This window comes from Bacteroidales bacterium, from assembly GCA_016707785.1.
GTDB lineage: Bacteria > Bacteroidota > Bacteroidia > Bacteroidales > UBA4417 > UBA4417.
Window position 1 is genome coordinate 89417 of sequence record JADJGZ010000013.1, and the last position, 14954, is coordinate 104370.

General features: G+C 40.3%; 12 protein-coding genes and 1 pseudogene. 5 read left to right on the forward strand and 8 right to left on the reverse strand.

Annotation, left to right across the window (positions count from 1 at the left end):
- Nucleotides 1-48: 48 nt before the first annotated feature.
- Nucleotides 49-483 carry an Rrf2 family transcriptional regulator gene (locus tag IPH84_09000; protein ID MBK7173359.1) on the reverse strand — a complete coding sequence of 145 codons (435 nt, stop codon included), beginning with the start codon at nt 481-483 and terminating at the stop codon, nt 49-51.
- 110 nt (nt 484-593) lie between these two features.
- Nucleotides 594-1292 (reverse strand): Crp/Fnr family transcriptional regulator, encoded by a 699-nt coding sequence (locus tag IPH84_09005; GenBank protein MBK7173360.1) that lies wholly within the window; start codon nt 1290-1292, stop codon nt 594-596.
- A gap of 378 nt (nt 1293-1670) precedes the next feature.
- On the opposite strand from IPH84_09005, the pseudogene IPH84_09010 reads away from it, so the two are divergent.
- Both IPH84_09010 and IPH84_09015 read left to right on the forward strand, forming a co-directional pair.
- Nucleotides 1671-2625 (forward strand): annotated as a pseudogene (locus tag IPH84_09010) (substrate-binding domain-containing protein).
- A 12-nt stretch (nt 2626-2637) separates the two neighbouring features.
- The gene (locus tag IPH84_09015; protein ID MBK7173361.1) at nt 2638-3924 is read left to right on the forward strand and encodes a hypothetical protein; all 1287 of its coding nucleotides are present in this window, start codon (nt 2638-2640) and stop codon (nt 3922-3924) included.
- Here the strand turns inward: IPH84_09015 and IPH84_09020 are convergent.
- A complete protein-coding gene (locus IPH84_09020) occupies nt 3896-4717 on the reverse strand; it encodes a UDP-2,3-diacylglucosamine diphosphatase (protein MBK7173362.1) in 822 nt (273 codons plus the stop codon). The two genes, IPH84_09015 and IPH84_09020, sit on opposite strands and share 29 nt — an antisense overlap.
- Before the next feature lie 31 nt (nt 4718-4748).
- Nucleotides 4749-5927: a TlpA family protein disulfide reductase gene (locus tag IPH84_09025; GenBank protein ID MBK7173363.1), complete on the reverse strand. Its 1179-nt coding sequence runs from the start codon at nt 5925-5927 to the stop codon at nt 4749-4751.
- Between the two features lie 146 nt (nt 5928-6073).
- Between IPH84_09025 and IPH84_09030 the strand changes: the two genes are divergently transcribed.
- Nucleotides 6074-6577 carry a hypothetical protein gene (locus IPH84_09030; protein MBK7173364.1) on the forward strand — a complete coding sequence of 168 codons (504 nt, stop codon included), beginning with the start codon at nt 6074-6076 and terminating at the stop codon, nt 6575-6577.
- 12 nt (nt 6578-6589) lie between these two features.
- Here IPH84_09030 and IPH84_09035 read toward each other — a convergent pair whose 3' ends face one another.
- Nucleotides 6590-8128, reverse strand: coding sequence for a YifB family Mg chelatase-like AAA ATPase (locus IPH84_09035; protein MBK7173365.1), 1539 nt, complete (start codon nt 8126-8128; stop codon nt 6590-6592).
- A 98-nt stretch (nt 8129-8226) separates the two neighbouring features.
- Here IPH84_09035 and IPH84_09040 point away from each other — a divergent pair, with 98 nt between their 5' ends.
- Nucleotides 8227-8430 (forward strand): DUF1289 domain-containing protein, encoded by a 204-nt coding sequence (locus IPH84_09040; GenBank protein MBK7173366.1) that lies wholly within the window; start codon nt 8227-8229, stop codon nt 8428-8430.
- A gap of 98 nt (nt 8431-8528) precedes the next feature.
- Here IPH84_09040 and IPH84_09045 read toward each other — a convergent pair whose 3' ends face one another.
- The 3 genes from IPH84_09045 to IPH84_09055 form a co-directional block, all read right to left on the reverse strand.
- Nucleotides 8529-9812 (reverse strand): NAD(P)/FAD-dependent oxidoreductase, encoded by a 1284-nt coding sequence (locus IPH84_09045; protein MBK7173367.1) that lies wholly within the window; start codon nt 9810-9812, stop codon nt 8529-8531.
- Between the two features lie 179 nt (nt 9813-9991).
- The gene (locus tag IPH84_09050; protein ID MBK7173368.1) at nt 9992-11464 is read right to left on the reverse strand and encodes a hypothetical protein; all 1473 of its coding nucleotides are present in this window, start codon (nt 11462-11464) and stop codon (nt 9992-9994) included.
- A 116-nt stretch (nt 11465-11580) separates the two neighbouring features.
- Nucleotides 11581-13302 (reverse strand): hypothetical protein, encoded by a 1722-nt coding sequence (locus IPH84_09055; GenBank protein ID MBK7173369.1) that lies wholly within the window; start codon nt 13300-13302, stop codon nt 11581-11583.
- Nucleotides 13303-13440: 138 nt separating this feature from the next.
- On the opposite strand from IPH84_09055, the gene IPH84_09060 reads away from it, so the two are divergent.
- Nucleotides 13441-14916, forward strand: coding sequence for a proline--tRNA ligase (locus IPH84_09060; GenBank protein MBK7173370.1), 1476 nt, complete (start codon nt 13441-13443; stop codon nt 14914-14916).
- Nucleotides 14917-14954: the final 38 nt, after the last annotated feature.

Genomic DNA, 14954 nt, shown 5'->3' on the forward strand with positions numbered 1-14954 from the left:
GCGAAAAAATAGCGATGGTTCTGATTCACCATGTTGATTTATTCATGTTTACTTACCGTCTTTTAAAGAATCCATCCTGATCAGGTCAGAAATGGAAGTCTGTGCTAATTTTTCATAGGTATAATCCCTGATATCCTTAAAAACACGTTTAAGATTACAAGTAGTTTCATCCTTACAAAACTCACATGGTTGATAGGCTTTTTCCGAAACACAGGGGACTAATGCTATAGGACCTTCAAAATGCCTTACCACCTGCGATAAATCAATATCCTCAGGTTTTCGGATCATATAATAGCCTCCATTCTTTCCTAATTTACTGCCAAGCATGCCTAATTTCTTAAGATCAAGAAGAATTGCTTCAAGATATCTTTGTGGAATGTTCTCTGCTTTTGCTATCTCACTTATCATTATTGCACCCTTACCAACTTCCTTAGCCAGATAGGTTAAAGCCAGCATTGCATATCTTGTTTTTTGTGAAAGCATCTTTATCTGTTTAATATCATTACAAAATCTTTTGTCTAATCCTGCACCATTTAAATCTCGAATTTGTGATGCATTAATGAAACCTAAAAATCATGAATTAGTGTACCTGATCAGCCATGTTTACTGATTTCCATCAACTTAGGGAGATTCAATATTTCAAGCTTCTTGCCTTCAAAAGAAATAATGCCTTCTTTATTCATTTTTGATAGGGTCGTAATGACATTTTCATGCGAACAGGCTGCAAATTCAGATATTTCTTTCTTGGTGAAGGATAGGGTAAAACTTGTACTCTTATAAACCTGGCTGGATAAGTATAACAATATATCTGCTACCCTTCCATTTACTTGTTTATGTGCAAGGCTTATAAAATTAAATATTGCTGATTTGAACATTTCCGTTGATTCTTCGAACATCATAATAGAGTATTTACCATTATTCATCAGAAGTTTCTTCATTGCCTTACTATCAATGAGGCATGCTTCACAATCATCCAGGGCAACCAAGGAGAATAAATTGATCTCCTTAAAAAAAAGATTGGCCCCTCCTAACAGAATTGGACCGGCTACAATAGTGAGGATTACATTTTTACCGACCTCATTTTCAAAGTTGAACTTGACAATGCCCTTATGCAAATAGACCAGACTTGATGCTTTTGCCCCTTGTTTAAGAATAATTTCACCTTTCCTGAATAACAATTGCTGGGATGTTCGTCTGACCAGTTCAAAGTCCTCTGGTGTTATATATTTGCAACTTAAATTCCGAAATGTACATTGTGTACAATCATACCGGCTGTGATAGCTGTCAGTCATTTGAGAAGAAATTAAGATTCCAACCTATAAATTTTAATATTTAGGTATTGATTCTTTCATACAAATGTACGTAAACACGACGTATATTAAGTATATTTTTACCATGCGATAGTTTGATGGGAGGAATATTCCTTTATGGTATTTCTCTTAAGCCATTCTAAAGATTGATTATTTAAATAATTTTTTTCAGTTTGTTTGTAACCAATTGAAAGCTAGAGTTTTTATAGGTAAAACTGGGGGAAGTTGCAATTTTTTAAATGAGCATTTTCTTTGTCTGAGGCACATACGATTTAAAGACTGTTCTGAAATGACGAATTAGGGAAATCGGTTTGCTTTTGGTCACTATCGGACGCATAATTAATTCTCAATCCAACCAAGATGAAAAAGTTCTATTCAGGAATTGCAACATTATTTCTTTTTGTATCCATTTTGGTTATTGTGCCAGGATGTGAAAATAAAAAATCAAAAGGATACTATCTCGATCTCCGGTGCATTTGCGCTTTATCCCCTTACTGTAAAATGGGCAGAAGAATACCAGAAAATCCACCCGGAAGTTTCCATTGATGTTTCTGCGGGTGGGGCAGGAAAAGGAATGACAGATGTGCTTTCGGGAATGGTCGATCTGGCCATGTTTTCGCGTTCAGTTTCCCCGGAAGAGGTAGGAAAAGGGGCATGGAGTATATCTGTTTCCAGGGATGCTGTTGTGCCAATGGTAAATGTTTCAAATCCTCACCTTCAGGTTTTGAAAAAACGCGGGGTCAAACAATCAGAGTTCGAGCAGATATTCATTGATAGGAAGATTGTTTCCTGGAACCAACTGATGAAAAATTCTGGTTCAGATAAAATCAGTGTGTTTACTCGTTCAGATGCTTGTGGTGCCGCTGAAATGTGGGGAAAGTACCTGGGGAAAAACCAGGAAAGCATTGAAGGAATTGGTGTTTTTGGTGATCCGGGAATGGCAGATGCAGTAAAAAAGGATCGCTTAGGCCTTGGCTATAATAATGTAATATATGCCTATGATATTAAATCCAGGAAATTCTATCCCGGACTTGAGGTGTTGCCAATTGATATCAATAATAATGAAATGATTGACCCGGAGGAAGATTTCTATTCCAGCCTCGACTCTATCATGCTTGCAATAAGAGATGGAAGATATCCTGCCCCCCCGGCCAGGGACCTTTTCCTGATTTCAAAAGGAGAGCCCGTTAAACAATCGGTGAAAGATTTCCTTTTTTGGATACTTACAGAAGGCCAACAATTTGTACATGAAGCAGGCTATGTTCAGTTAAAAGATGAGCAGATAGAAACGGAGAAATCCCGCTTGAACAAATAAAATACTCGGGTCATGCGTAATCGTTTCGTTTTTTTAGTCCTCATGGTTTGTTGCTTACAGCTCCTACTTAATGCACAATCCCCATCTGCCCAAACCCTGGATTCGCTGTCAAAGGAGATAAGTAAGATTTCTAACGCTCTTCAGAATCTGGAGAAAATTAAGATCTCAGGATATATACAAGCTCAATATCAGTGGGCTGATACCCTGGGATCCAGATCATTCAACGGTGGAGATTTCCCTAAAACCTCTGCTCAACGATTCATGGTGCGTAGGGGGTATTTCAAGTTAGCTTATTCTGGTTTGAATGCTTCCTATGTTCTTCAGTTCAATGTGAATGAAAAGGGTTTTTCTGTACGAGATGCATATTTTAATCTGAAAGAGCCCTGGCTGAAATCATTTATGCTGACCGGAGGCATTTTCTACCGTCCTTTCGGCTGTGAATTGACTTATCCTACGAACCAAAGGGAAACTCCTGAATTGGCCAGGGTTACACAGACACTTTTTCCCGGTGAACGTGATCTGGGAGCTGCTGTTACTTTCCAGGCACCCCGGGAATCTGCCTTACACCCGTTGAAAATCGATGCCGGATTATTTGCAGGGAATGGAACATCAGCAGAAACGGATGATAAGCTTGATTTCATCGGTAGAATTGGATGGGAAGATGTGATTTCAAAAGGTAAACTGATTTATAGCGGTGGTTTTTCGTTTTACAACGGATCCATTTATCAGTCGAAAAAGCAGGTTTACCAAATGGAATCTGTGAATGAAATTCCTTTGTTTACCCAGGTATTGACTGATACCATACCTGGCAACTATCAAAAGAGACAATATCTTGGTTTCGACGCATCCATAGCATGGGAACATTTATTGGGAAAAACCAGGTTGAGATTCGACTACATGACAGGTATTCAGCCGGGAGCAGATACTTCAAGTATGAGTCCTACCGAGAAAATCGGTGCTCCCATTTATAACAGGGATTTTCAGGGTATAGTGATATATTTTATCCACAATTTCCCGGGATCCATACATTCCTTTGTTATTAAATATGATTCATATGATCCTAATAAAGGGGTCAGTGGCGATCAGATAGGTTTAGCTTCTATAGTGGGTAAAACTACGAATGCAACGGATTTATCCTATACAACCTGGGGGTTTGGTTATTTTGCAGATATAAATAAAAATCTTAGGCTCACAGCTTATTACGACCTGGTAAGAAATGAGAAAAGTAAGTACCTGTCCAAATATAGTGGAGATGTTAAGGACAACATCTTTACCTTAAGGGTTCAGTATAAATTCTGAGTAAGCCTTGATTCTTTGAGGGTAATGGGACTTTCTTAGGAGGGTCCCATGTATTTTTAATCTCTACCATATTCCCGTCAAATTGTGCATAGGTAAAGTGAATCACCCAATCGCCCAGAATAACACAACTCGCTTTTTCGGAAACAGGTATGATTTGCGGGATATGTACATGACCGAATACAAAGTAGTCAATGGATGGATCGCTTGCAGCTCTCTCCTTACTGAAAATAATTATAGGTTGCCTGGCCACATCACTGCTTTTCTTCATTTCCAAGCCTTCCTTCAGGATTTTGGTAAGCCGGCTTCTCCTTGAGAAATAGGACCCCAGTCTTGTACCTATATCTGGATGAATCCATCGATAAAGAAATTGGTTAACCCGATTCTCAAAAACCTTCTTAAGGAATTTATATCCATTATCTCCAGGGCCAATTCCATCACCATGGGACAGAAAAAATGTTTTCCCTTCCAACTGATGGATTTCACCTTCTCTGTGCAGGATTACTCCCAATTCTTTCTCAAGGTAATCAAAGGCCCATATATCATGATTTCCCCGAAAGAGATGAATCTCGATACCTGAATCTACAATTTCAGCAAGTTTTCCCAGCAGCCTGGCATATCCTTTTGGAATGACTGTTTTATACTCAAACCAAAAATCGAAAAGGTCCCCCATCAAATAGATAGCAGTTGCATCTTTTCTAATTCCTTCAAGCCATTGGACCAGTAGCTTTTCCCTTTTGAGACTGCCTTGATGGTCGGGGATGCCTAAGTGAAAGTCACTTGCAAAATAAATCATAGGTTTTATAGGTCGGGGGTTTCAAAGATAATCATTCCTTTTCAACCAGATGCTTGTTGAGGTAAAGTCGCAATTCACGGGGTGAAAGTCCAGAGTTCAGGAAGTTTGCATTTTTATCAATCAGGATTGTGGTAGGAAGTGCTTTAACCCCTAATGCTGATGCATATCCTGAGTTTAAACCTTTGGGATCATTTACCTGTATCCATTTCATCCTGTCCCTGCGGAGAGCTTCCAACCATGCCGACTTTTCCTGGTCAAGAGAAATAGCATATATCTCAAATCCTTTTGGGTGATATTCCTCATAAATTGAATTGAGTTCCAGGTTCATTTGCCTGCATGTTGTGCTCCATGAAACCCAGAGATAAACAAGCGTGATTTTAGCATCTGCCGGTGAAAGCAATTTTTCGGATCCTGAAGGGCCAGGTAAAGTGATTGTGGAAAATAGTTTTGTTGAGATTGCAGTGCCAGACTCATTTTCATTGGTTCCTTTTTGTTTCCGGATTTCTTCGAGTTTGGAATGATAAGCCAGGTAATGAGGATTGGCGGCATAATTCACCTTAAGACTGCTGTCGATATGTTCAAATACTGAAAATTCATGAAAGGGCGAGAGAGAAGGAAGCCGGCCTGAATTCCTGTTTAAGACCAGGATGGATGCCAGGGATGAGGCATTCTGTTTAACAAATTCCCTTGTTTGCGCGATATGATTTTCTGCTATTGAATAAAAAATAGAGTCCAGTTCCTTCTTGATAAAAAGAAAATCTGGGGAGGATTGATAATCTTTTAATATGACTCCTAAAGAATCCAATAGAAACTCATTTCGCGCTTCGAGCCACAAATATTCCTGGAAAACCCGGGAATTTACTGAACCTTCGATGTTATAGAGCATACGGTTCAAAGTGTCCGATTCCGAAAGTTCAATCTGTTCTCCTTGCCCGGTGATCAGGGTAATCAAGGGAGTATTCCCTTTCCTGATAATGAAAATACCCATACTATCAGGTTTGAAGTTGATACTGAAACCCCCATCTTTACCCGTTCTGAAACTCATAATATATCTCAGACTGTCGGGGAAGACTTCCATAAGTTGAAGCTCCGTTCTTCTCAAATCGCTGAAATTGCCAATGATGCTTACACTCTCCGGATCCTTCCTGTTGCAGGATAACAAAGCCAGAACCAGCAAAAAACAAATAACTCCAGGATTTCTTCCCCGCATTTGATCAATTTTAAATAAGAGAGGTCAAATTTCGCAATTATGCTTGAATTTGGAGGTACTTTTCCTTTACGATTCCAGTTTAAGAGAATTTAACAATGCTAAATCATAATCTGGATTACATTTGTTATTGAAAGCATTTCTTCATTATGAAAGTAAGTTTATCGGCACTTTTAATCATTCTATTAAGCTGTATCCTGGCCCGGGGGTTTTCACAACCCAACCTGGTATTGTCCAAACCAGGAAGTACAAAACATTACTTTTACCAGGTAGGGGATAGGTTCAGTTATCGTGACAGGGTTTCCGGGGAAAAGCACTCCGGTGTGATCATTATTTTAAATGATAGTACTGTTGAACTATCGAGGGCCCCAAGGATTAATATTGCAAATATTGACCGGATATACAGGACCCGGCATTTCCTGGCTCAGTCAGCCGGTGCAGGAGTGGTTGTATTAGGGATCTATTTTCCGATCAGTGTAATTAACAGGGCAATACAGCAGCAGCATCCAATCATTGATGACGACATGCTGATTGTGAATGGCACTATGCTGGCTGTAAGCGGTGTTTCCTGGGTTTTTCTCATTAAAAGGCTTAAAATCGGTGACCCCTGGAAACTGCAGGTGCTGGATTTCGGGAAACCGATTTATGATTAATTTTTATATGGATTATCCTCCCCAGTTTTCCCTGTCGAGGCTTCTGTAATGGATGGCTTCTGCCAGGTGATCGGTGCGGATACCGGGACTTGCGTCCAGGTCAGCAATGGTTCTTGCAACTTTCAAAATACGATCATAAGCTCTGGCAGAAAGATTTAGCTTTTCCATTGCATTTTTCAACAATATTTGACCATCCTCTCCTATTTGGCAATAAGTCCGAAACAGTTTGCTGTTAATCTGTGCATTACAGTATATCCCTTTAGAATCAGAGAACCTTTCTTCCTGAATCTGCCTGGCTTCCACCACTCTTTGCCGGATACTTTCACTTTTTTCTGATGATCGCAAGCTGCTTAGTTCCCTAAAAGGTACAGGAACCACTTCTACATGGATATCAATCCTGTCCAGGAGGGGGCCACTGATTTTATTGAGGTACTTTTGTACAATGCCAGGGCCGCAAACGCATTCTTTCTCAGGATGATTATAGTAACCGCAGGGACAAGGATTCATTGCAGCGATAAGCATAAAACTTGCAGGGTAGGTAACACTAAACCGGGCCCTTGAAATAGTAACAATCCGGTCTTCCAGGGGTTGTCGAAGTACCTCAAGCACTGTTCGTTTAAATTCCGGTAATTCATCAAGGAACAGAACTCCATTATTCGCCAGGGAAATTTCTCCTGGCTGAGGACTCCCTCCTCCGCCAACCAAAGCAACATCACTAATCGTATGGTGAGGGTTCCGGAAGGGGCGGACAGAGACCAGTGACACTTCATTATCCATTTTACCTGCTACTGAATGAATCTTTGTTGTTTCCAGGGCTTCATGCAGGTTAAGTGGCGGAAGAATAGACGGGATTCTTTTGGCCAGCATTGTTTTTCCTGAACCCGGGGGCCCTATCAGGATTACGTTATGCCCTCCGGCAGCTGCAATTTCCAGGGCCCGTTTAATGTTTTCCTGTCCTTTTACTTCCGAAAAATCGAATTCATAGTCATTTAAATGCGCATCAAATGCATCTTTTGTATCTATAATGACCGGTTCGAGTGTTAGATTGCCTTCCAGAAATCCAATTACATCCCTTAGGTTATCGACTCCATAAACTTTGATATCATTTACAAAGGCTGCTTCCCTGGCATTTTCTTTCGGGAGTATAAATCCTGTGAATCCCTTGTCCCTGGCCTCAATAGCAATTGGTAAGGCTCCACGGATAGGTTGGATGCTTCCATCTAGTGATAACTCGCCCATAATGATATACTTGTCTAAAAAATCTGTTTTGAGTTGCTCTGAGGCCGCCAACATTCCCAGAGCAATAGGCAGATCATAAGCCGATCCTTCTTTCCTGATGTCAGCCGGTGCCATATTTATAGTAATTTTTTTGTGTGGGATTTTATACCCGATGTTGATAATTGCAGCCTCAATTCTTTGATGGCTTTCCTTGACCGCATTATCGGGCAAGCCGACCATTGCAAACTGGATTCCCTGATCAACATTGACCTCGATGGTTATGGTTGTGGCACCAATTCCCTGGATGGCACAGCCGTATGATTTTACTAGCATAGAAAATAATTAATTATGTTTAATATGAAAATTGTAAGTTACTTTGTGGTGTTGAACAAATGAATAGATGAGGGGTTATTACTTTACAATTAAACGCCATGCTTAATAATACTGAAGGTCATAGTAAGGAGGTTAAATCTCCCTGTCGGAATGTCTGTACTCTTGATGAGAAGGGGAAGTGCATCGGCTGTTTTCGAAAATTGGATGAAATTGCCAATTGGAGTGTTTATACCGCTGACGAGAAGCGTAAAATTCTCAAACTTCTGGAGTTAAGAATGCAGTTACCTGAATATTTTGATTGATATTGAGTAATTAATTGATATTTAGTAGTTTATAAAAATATAGATTTCTTTTGATATATTTCTGGTTCAATTTTGGCATTCTTTGTCAGTTAGAAACATTAAGGTGTTCCTTTTTTGAAAGGTTTTATGATTAATCGAAGGGATTGATCGTAGGTGATATAGTTCCAGAACCAGTTGATAAAAATAAGCAATCTGTTTTTGACGCCAACGATAGCCATCAGGTGGACAAACATCCATGTGAGCCAGGCAAAGAAGCCCTGGAATTTCAGAAAGGGGAGGTCCACTACAGCCAGGTTTCGTCCGATAGTAGCCATTGAACCCTTATTCGTATAGTGGAATTCTTTAGGTTTAAGTTTCCGGTCGAAGGCTATTAAGTTTTTTGCAAGCAATTTAGCTTGTTGTATTGCCGGCTGAGCCATTTGGGGATGCCCGAATTGGAAATCAGGCTCCGACATGCTGGCGATATCACCAATGGCGAAAAGGTTATCAAATCCTTCTACCCGGTTAAACCGGTCTACTTTTATCCTGTTTCCTCCTTTATATACATTGTCAGGTAACCCTATGATCCTGTTTCCTGTGATTCCTGCAGCCCAAACAAGGGTACCCGTCAGGATGGTCGTACCATCGTGAATGGAGACTATTTTTCCGTCATAATCGCTAACCTGTGCATTTGTTCTGACTTTAACTCCCAATTTCCCAAGGTAGGCTGTTGCTTTTGCTGATGAAACATTACTCATCCCATTCAATAGTTTACTTCCGGCTTCAATCAGGTGAATGTTCATTTTACTGAAATCAATTTCCGGGTAATCTTTAGGAAGGATATATCTTCGCATTTCAGCCAGGGTTCCTGATACTTCAACTCCAGTTGGGCCTCCGCCGACAACAACAACAGTTAGTAATTCAGAAAGAATAGCAGGGTCATCGCAGGTGATTGCATCTTCAAAATTCTGAAGTATATGATTCCTGAGGCTCAAGGCTTCGCTGACTGATTTCATAGGAATGGCATGTTCACTGATATGCTTCATTCCAAAGAAATTGGTATTGGCACCGGTGGCAATTACAAGGAAATCATAGTGAATACTCCCTAAACCGGTTTGGATTTCCTGATTGTCAGTGTTGATGGAGAGTATATCAGTTACCCTGATAATAATATTTGATGACTTCTGAAAGATCTTTCTCAGGGGAAAGGAAATAGCGCTGGGCTCAAGTCCGGCGGTAGCAACCTGGTAAAATAGAGGCTGGAACTGGTGATAGTTATTTCTATCAATCAGAATTACCTGGAAATCAGAATTGTTAAGTCTGGTGGCAAGTTTCAATCCAGCAAAACCTCCCCCTGCAATAACGACACGTTTTTTATTTGTGTCCGGAATCTTGATTGACATTGATAGAATCAGTAATAAAGTAAATAATGCTACTGTAAAATTAACAAATATGGAACAGATTTGATTCCAAGACCGATGAATATTCCCAAAGAAAGAGAATGACTAAATTTATGATCTAATTTTCAATAAAATAATAAGGACTTCTGGTTTTGGCAGAAGTCCTTAATGAGTTGTACATGTTAGAATCTGAATCCCAGAGTCATTTGGAACTGATTGGATTTGACGGTATTTTCTGCAAAAGAAGTACCGTAGAGGTATAGGTTATCTTTTGAAACCTGGTGATTGAAAGCGAAATCGAGGAAATAATTCTTTTCCCTCAGGCCCAAACCGGCTGAATAACCCATTCTTGCTCCCCTGGTAGTTTCATCTTTGTAAGGCGAACCATAAAAACTTGAACCCACTCTAAAAGCCAGGACATGATATTTTATTTCAGCTCCGAATCTTAAATTATTAGCTGAGCCCAGGGTTGATTTTATAGATTCATTTTCGTCGAAATATTCCCAATCATTTGATCTGAGTTTAGCGGTAGAATAATCGACGAACTCATAGTCGGCAGTAAGGAATCCATATTTCCCGATTACGATTGCCAGGCTGCCAATGGCCCTCATTGGAGTATTGATTCTATAGTCATATACGCCTACTCTGGAATCTGAAGAGTAAGTGCTTCCATTTTCGAAGTATGAAACCATTTTTGTACTCCATTCATCTGTAAGATTATAGGAGGTAGGGGTGTGGAAAGCACCACCAATCCTGATAAACTCTACCGGTTTCAGAATAAAGCCGAATTTCAGATTAAACCCATTCCCTTTGGTTAGCAGGTTTTGTGATCTTTTGGCTGCATCAAAATTATAGTCCGGATCAGCATTAGAACTAAGATGTTTACTATCCTGTTCTGAGAAATTACTCTCTTCTTCATACCTGATACTGGGGAATGAAAGGCTTAAACCCAGGTAAAGTTTATTGCCAAAATTGGCACCACCACTTAGCATCATTTCCCTGGTATTGCCACTAGTCTGAATAGTTTTTCTCTGTAAAACATTACCATCCGGCATATCCACCCAATAGTGGGCAGGATTATTTACACTTCCGGAGTCAAAAACCATCAGGTTGGAGTTATAGGCCAATAGCGTAGAGAACTCGTCCAATTGATCAGCGTTTGTTGGATTCCCTCCATTATTTGCCAGGTCTTCGTAATAACCCAGTAATGAGCTATTTGTATTGAAACCTTCTACCAATATACTGTTACTGAAAGTATTCATCCGATTCATACCAAATCCGAATTGAAGTCCTTTAAGGAATCCATCTTCATTGTTTTCATTAAGTGAAGAGGCGAATACCATTCCCAGGTTTCCCAGTGTAAGGTTATTCCTGAAGTCGGATTTTTTTTCTCCAAAGTAATCAGCCTCAGAAGAAGCGCCATAAAACCCTGGTGTAATCATGAATTCGGATTTTCGGTATAGGGCGATACCGGCAGGGTTTTGGCTAAGGCTGGAGAAATCAGCTCCAAGCGCACCATAAGCACCGGAAAGACCCATAAACCGGGCTGTTCCACTATAGGAAATCAATGAATAGCGGAGTGCATCATTCGCATCCTGTGCAATACTGCTAACTGAGAGAAAGGTAACTGCTAATAAAAATATGATCTTTTTCATTTTTTATATGTGTTGAATTCTTAAAAGAAACCTGCAAACCAAAGGTCAACTGCTGTTAACTAATAAGGGATGCAGGTTTCGTACTATATGAGCTTTAAGAGACTACAGGATTCGGATTATCTCCTTCGACCTGAACCACCGCTACTATTTGAAGAACCACTACTCCTGGATGGGCTGGAACTTTCACTTGAGCGGCTGGGAGCTGAATAACTACTGTTCGATCGCGAAGGGCTTGAGCTTTCACTTGATCTGGAAGGAGTTGAATATGTGCTATTACTCCTGGCAGGGGTAGAACTCTCTGATGACCGATTCGGAGTTGAATAGGTAGATCTGGATGGAGTGGGTGTTGAGTTGTTACTCCTGTTTGGTGTATAAGTAGGTTGTGAACTTCTGTTATTATTGGAAGGTGTGGCGTTGGATTTATTTTCCTGGCGTACGGGTGCCTGGTAATTTCCATTTGAGGAGGGCCTGGTATTCTGCTTATCCCCTGAAGGAGTGGTGTTCCTGTATTTTGGTGCGGTATACTCCTGGCTAGACCTTGGTTTTGTATAGGATGGAGAGTTATAAGGCTGAACTTTACTTTGATTTCTCACCCCTGAATTAGCAGGTGCATTCCTGGTACCCTGATATGAATACCTTGGAGGGCGCTGTGTTTGGTTGTTAGCATTTGTCCCTTGCTTTGACGAGTTACTGTTTGTCCGAACCTGTCCGGGATTCTTTTGGTTACCGGCGGAAGAATTCGAATTGTAACGAGTGCCTTCCTGCCTGGTACCTGAATTGATGACATCAGAATTCCTGTTGTTACCTGGAGTGGATAAATTATTTGTTCTGCTGCCAGCTAACCTTGTGTTATTATTGGTAACATCAGAGTTCCTTGTTCCCCTGGTTGGATTGAGTCCATCAGTGGATTGATTTCTAATGCTATTCTTCAGGGTGCCTGCATTGGCAGTACGGTTGGTCCTGACACCGCTTGTTCCGCTGGTAAGGTCATTGCCTGAGTTTCTGACAGATGAAAGGTTTGAGTTTCTGACATTGATATTTCTTTCACCGGAGACATAGTTTTCATATTTTTCGGAGAAACTCTGATTCCTGGTATTTCCGGCTATTCCACCTGAAGAAGAAGCACCGCTTCCCCTGTGACCATAGTAGTGAGAGTTGTCATCATAGCTGTTGTAGTAATAATTACCATACCAACTTCCTCCATGAAGGCCATTCCAGTATCCGTCATAATAGCCGCTCCAATAACCATTGTAATATCCGGATCCATAACTATTCCATCCATAATAAGGATAAGGATCCCACCATCCAGAGTGTCCCCATGACTGATAAGGCCATCCCCAGGAAGAATAATAGGAAGGATACCACCAGTTATAACCCATATATATGCTTACTCCATAATTCCATGGATTATAATCATACCAATAGGAATTCGTATAATAATCTGAGTAATAATTATTGTAGCTATAGTCATTATGAAACCTCCTTAATCTTGCAGAATAGGCGTAATCATAATAATCATCACCATAAAAATTGGTGGTGATATATGAATCTCCTTCAGGTGAGGTATACTCTTCAGTTTCCTGGACTAAGCCTGAGTTTGCTAATTCTTCATCGGTATATTGAACTTCGAGGCTATCAACAGGCTCTTCTGCATTTGGCTTGGTTTGTGTATACTGAGAAGGTTCAACCTTTTGAGGCTGAACGATTTTTGTGCGATCATCAGCTTTTTTGTCTTTAGCTGAATAATACACATCATCATAGTTTTTTGATTGGTATTGAGCGCTACAAGCTGTAAAGATAAATAAGCTTGCTGCGATAAGACTAATGTAGGATTTCATAGCACCCTCCTTTGGATTAACAAGCTCAAAGATAAAGCTTGGTTGTTGAGTTTTTGCGAGCTTCCCGTTAATTTGTTACTTTTGCAGGGAATAAAAATGCAGGTTGAAATATACAATTATCATACCATTTAAAGCAATATGGCGAAAGATTTTATTAGTCGGGAAGAGAATTATTCTCAATGGTACAATGACCTGGTTCTGAAAGCGGACCTGGCAGAGAACTCAGCTGTTCGGGGCTGTATGGTTATCAAACCTTATGGTTATGCTATTTGGGAGAAAATCCAGGCACAATTAGATAAGATGTTCAAGGATACAGGGCATGTGAATGCCTATTTCCCTTTATTTATTCCAAAATCATTTTTTAGCAAAGAGGCTTCTCATGTGGAGGGATTTGCGAAGGAATGTGCGGTTGTGACTCATTACCGGTTAAAGAATTCTCCGGATGGTAAAGGGGTTATTGTAGATCCTGACGCCAAACTGGAAGAAGAACTGATTGTCCGGCCTACTTCAGAAACGATAATCTGGGATACATACAGGAACTGGATTCAGTCATACAGGGATTTGCCCATACTTGTAAATCAATGGGCCAATGTTGTGAGATGGGAAATGCGTACGAGGCTTTTTCTCAGGACTGCAGAATTTCTTTGGCAGGAAGGCCATACCGCGCATGCTACTGAGCAGGAAGCAATAAAGGAAGCAGAGCTTATGCTTGAAGTGTATGCCGAATTTGCCGAGAAATTTATGGCTATTCCTGTCCTTAAAGGTGTGAAGTCACCGAATGAGAGATTTGCAGGTGCGATAGAAACATATTGTATTGAAGCATTAATGCAGGATGGGAAAGCATTGCAGGCCGGAACATCACACTTTCTAGGTCAGAACTTTGCCAAGGCTTTTGATGTTCAGTTCCTTAGTAAGGAAAATAAACTTGAGTATGTTTGGGCCACATCATGGGGAGTATCAACCCGCCTGATGGGTGCCCTTGTCATGTCGCATTCTGATGATAATGGTTTGGTTTTACCTCCGCGCCTGGCTCCAATTCAGGTGGTTATTATACCAATTCATAAGACTGAAGAGCAGCTTGAATTAATTTCAGTAAAAGCAAAGGAAATAATGAATGCTCTTAAGTTAAAAGGGATTTCAGTCAAATATGATGACAGAGATACTTATAAACCTGGCTGGAAGTTTAATGAATATGAATTCAAGGGTGTACCTGTAAGGATTGTTATGGGTCCAAGAGATCTTGAAAATGGCACTGTTGAAGTAGCAAGACGTGATACTCTTGAGAAAAGTGTTTTTCAACTCACGGATATCGAGAATAAGATTGAGCATCTTCTGGATAATATACAGGAAAACCTATTTCAAAAAGCTCTTTCATTCAGGGAGAATAACACCTTTACTGCTGATACATGGGAGGAATTCAATCATATTCTTGATAACAGCGGAGGATTTGTTTCCGCACACTGGGATGGTACTCCTGAAACCGAACAGAAAATCAAGGAGGAATCGAAGGCAACTATCAGATTGATACCCCTCAACAATAAGAAAGAAGAAGGGTTGTGCATATATAGCGGGAAGCCTTCTACTCAAAGGGTTCTTTTTGCAAGGGCTTACTAGGATATATTGCTGAACTCAGTTGGGTCGATGATCCATTC

Coding starts and splice junctions, on each gene's coding strand:
- IPH84_09000 (MBK7173359.1), bottom strand. CDS start 483: ATGCTTTCACAAAAAACAAGATATGCAATGCTGGCTTTAACCTATCTG.
- IPH84_09005 (MBK7173360.1), bottom strand. CDS start 1,292: ATGACTGACAGCTATCACAGCCGGTATGATTGTACACAATGTACATTT.
- IPH84_09015 (MBK7173361.1), top strand. CDS start 2,638: ATGCGTAATCGTTTCGTTTTTTTAGTCCTCATGGTTTGTTGCTTACAG.
- IPH84_09020 (MBK7173362.1), bottom strand. CDS start 4,717: ATGATTTATTTTGCAAGTGACTTTCACTTAGGCATCCCCGACCATCAA.
- IPH84_09025 (MBK7173363.1), bottom strand. CDS start 5,927: ATGCGGGGAAGAAATCCTGGAGTTATTTGTTTTTTGCTGGTTCTGGCT.
- IPH84_09030 (MBK7173364.1), top strand. CDS start 6,074: ATGAAAGTAAGTTTATCGGCACTTTTAATCATTCTATTAAGCTGTATC.
- IPH84_09035 (MBK7173365.1), bottom strand. CDS start 8,128: ATGCTAGTAAAATCATACGGCTGTGCCATCCAGGGAATTGGTGCCACA.
- IPH84_09040 (MBK7173366.1), top strand. CDS start 8,227: ATGCTTAATAATACTGAAGGTCATAGTAAGGAGGTTAAATCTCCCTGT.
- IPH84_09045 (MBK7173367.1), bottom strand. CDS start 9,812: ATGTCAATCAAGATTCCGGACACAAATAAAAAACGTGTCGTTATTGCA.
- IPH84_09050 (MBK7173368.1), bottom strand. CDS start 11,464: ATGAAAAAGATCATATTTTTATTAGCAGTTACCTTTCTCTCAGTTAGC.
- IPH84_09055 (MBK7173369.1), bottom strand. CDS start 13,302: ATGAAATCCTACATTAGTCTTATCGCAGCAAGCTTATTTATCTTTACA.
- IPH84_09060 (MBK7173370.1), top strand. CDS start 13,441: ATGGCGAAAGATTTTATTAGTCGGGAAGAGAATTATTCTCAATGGTAC.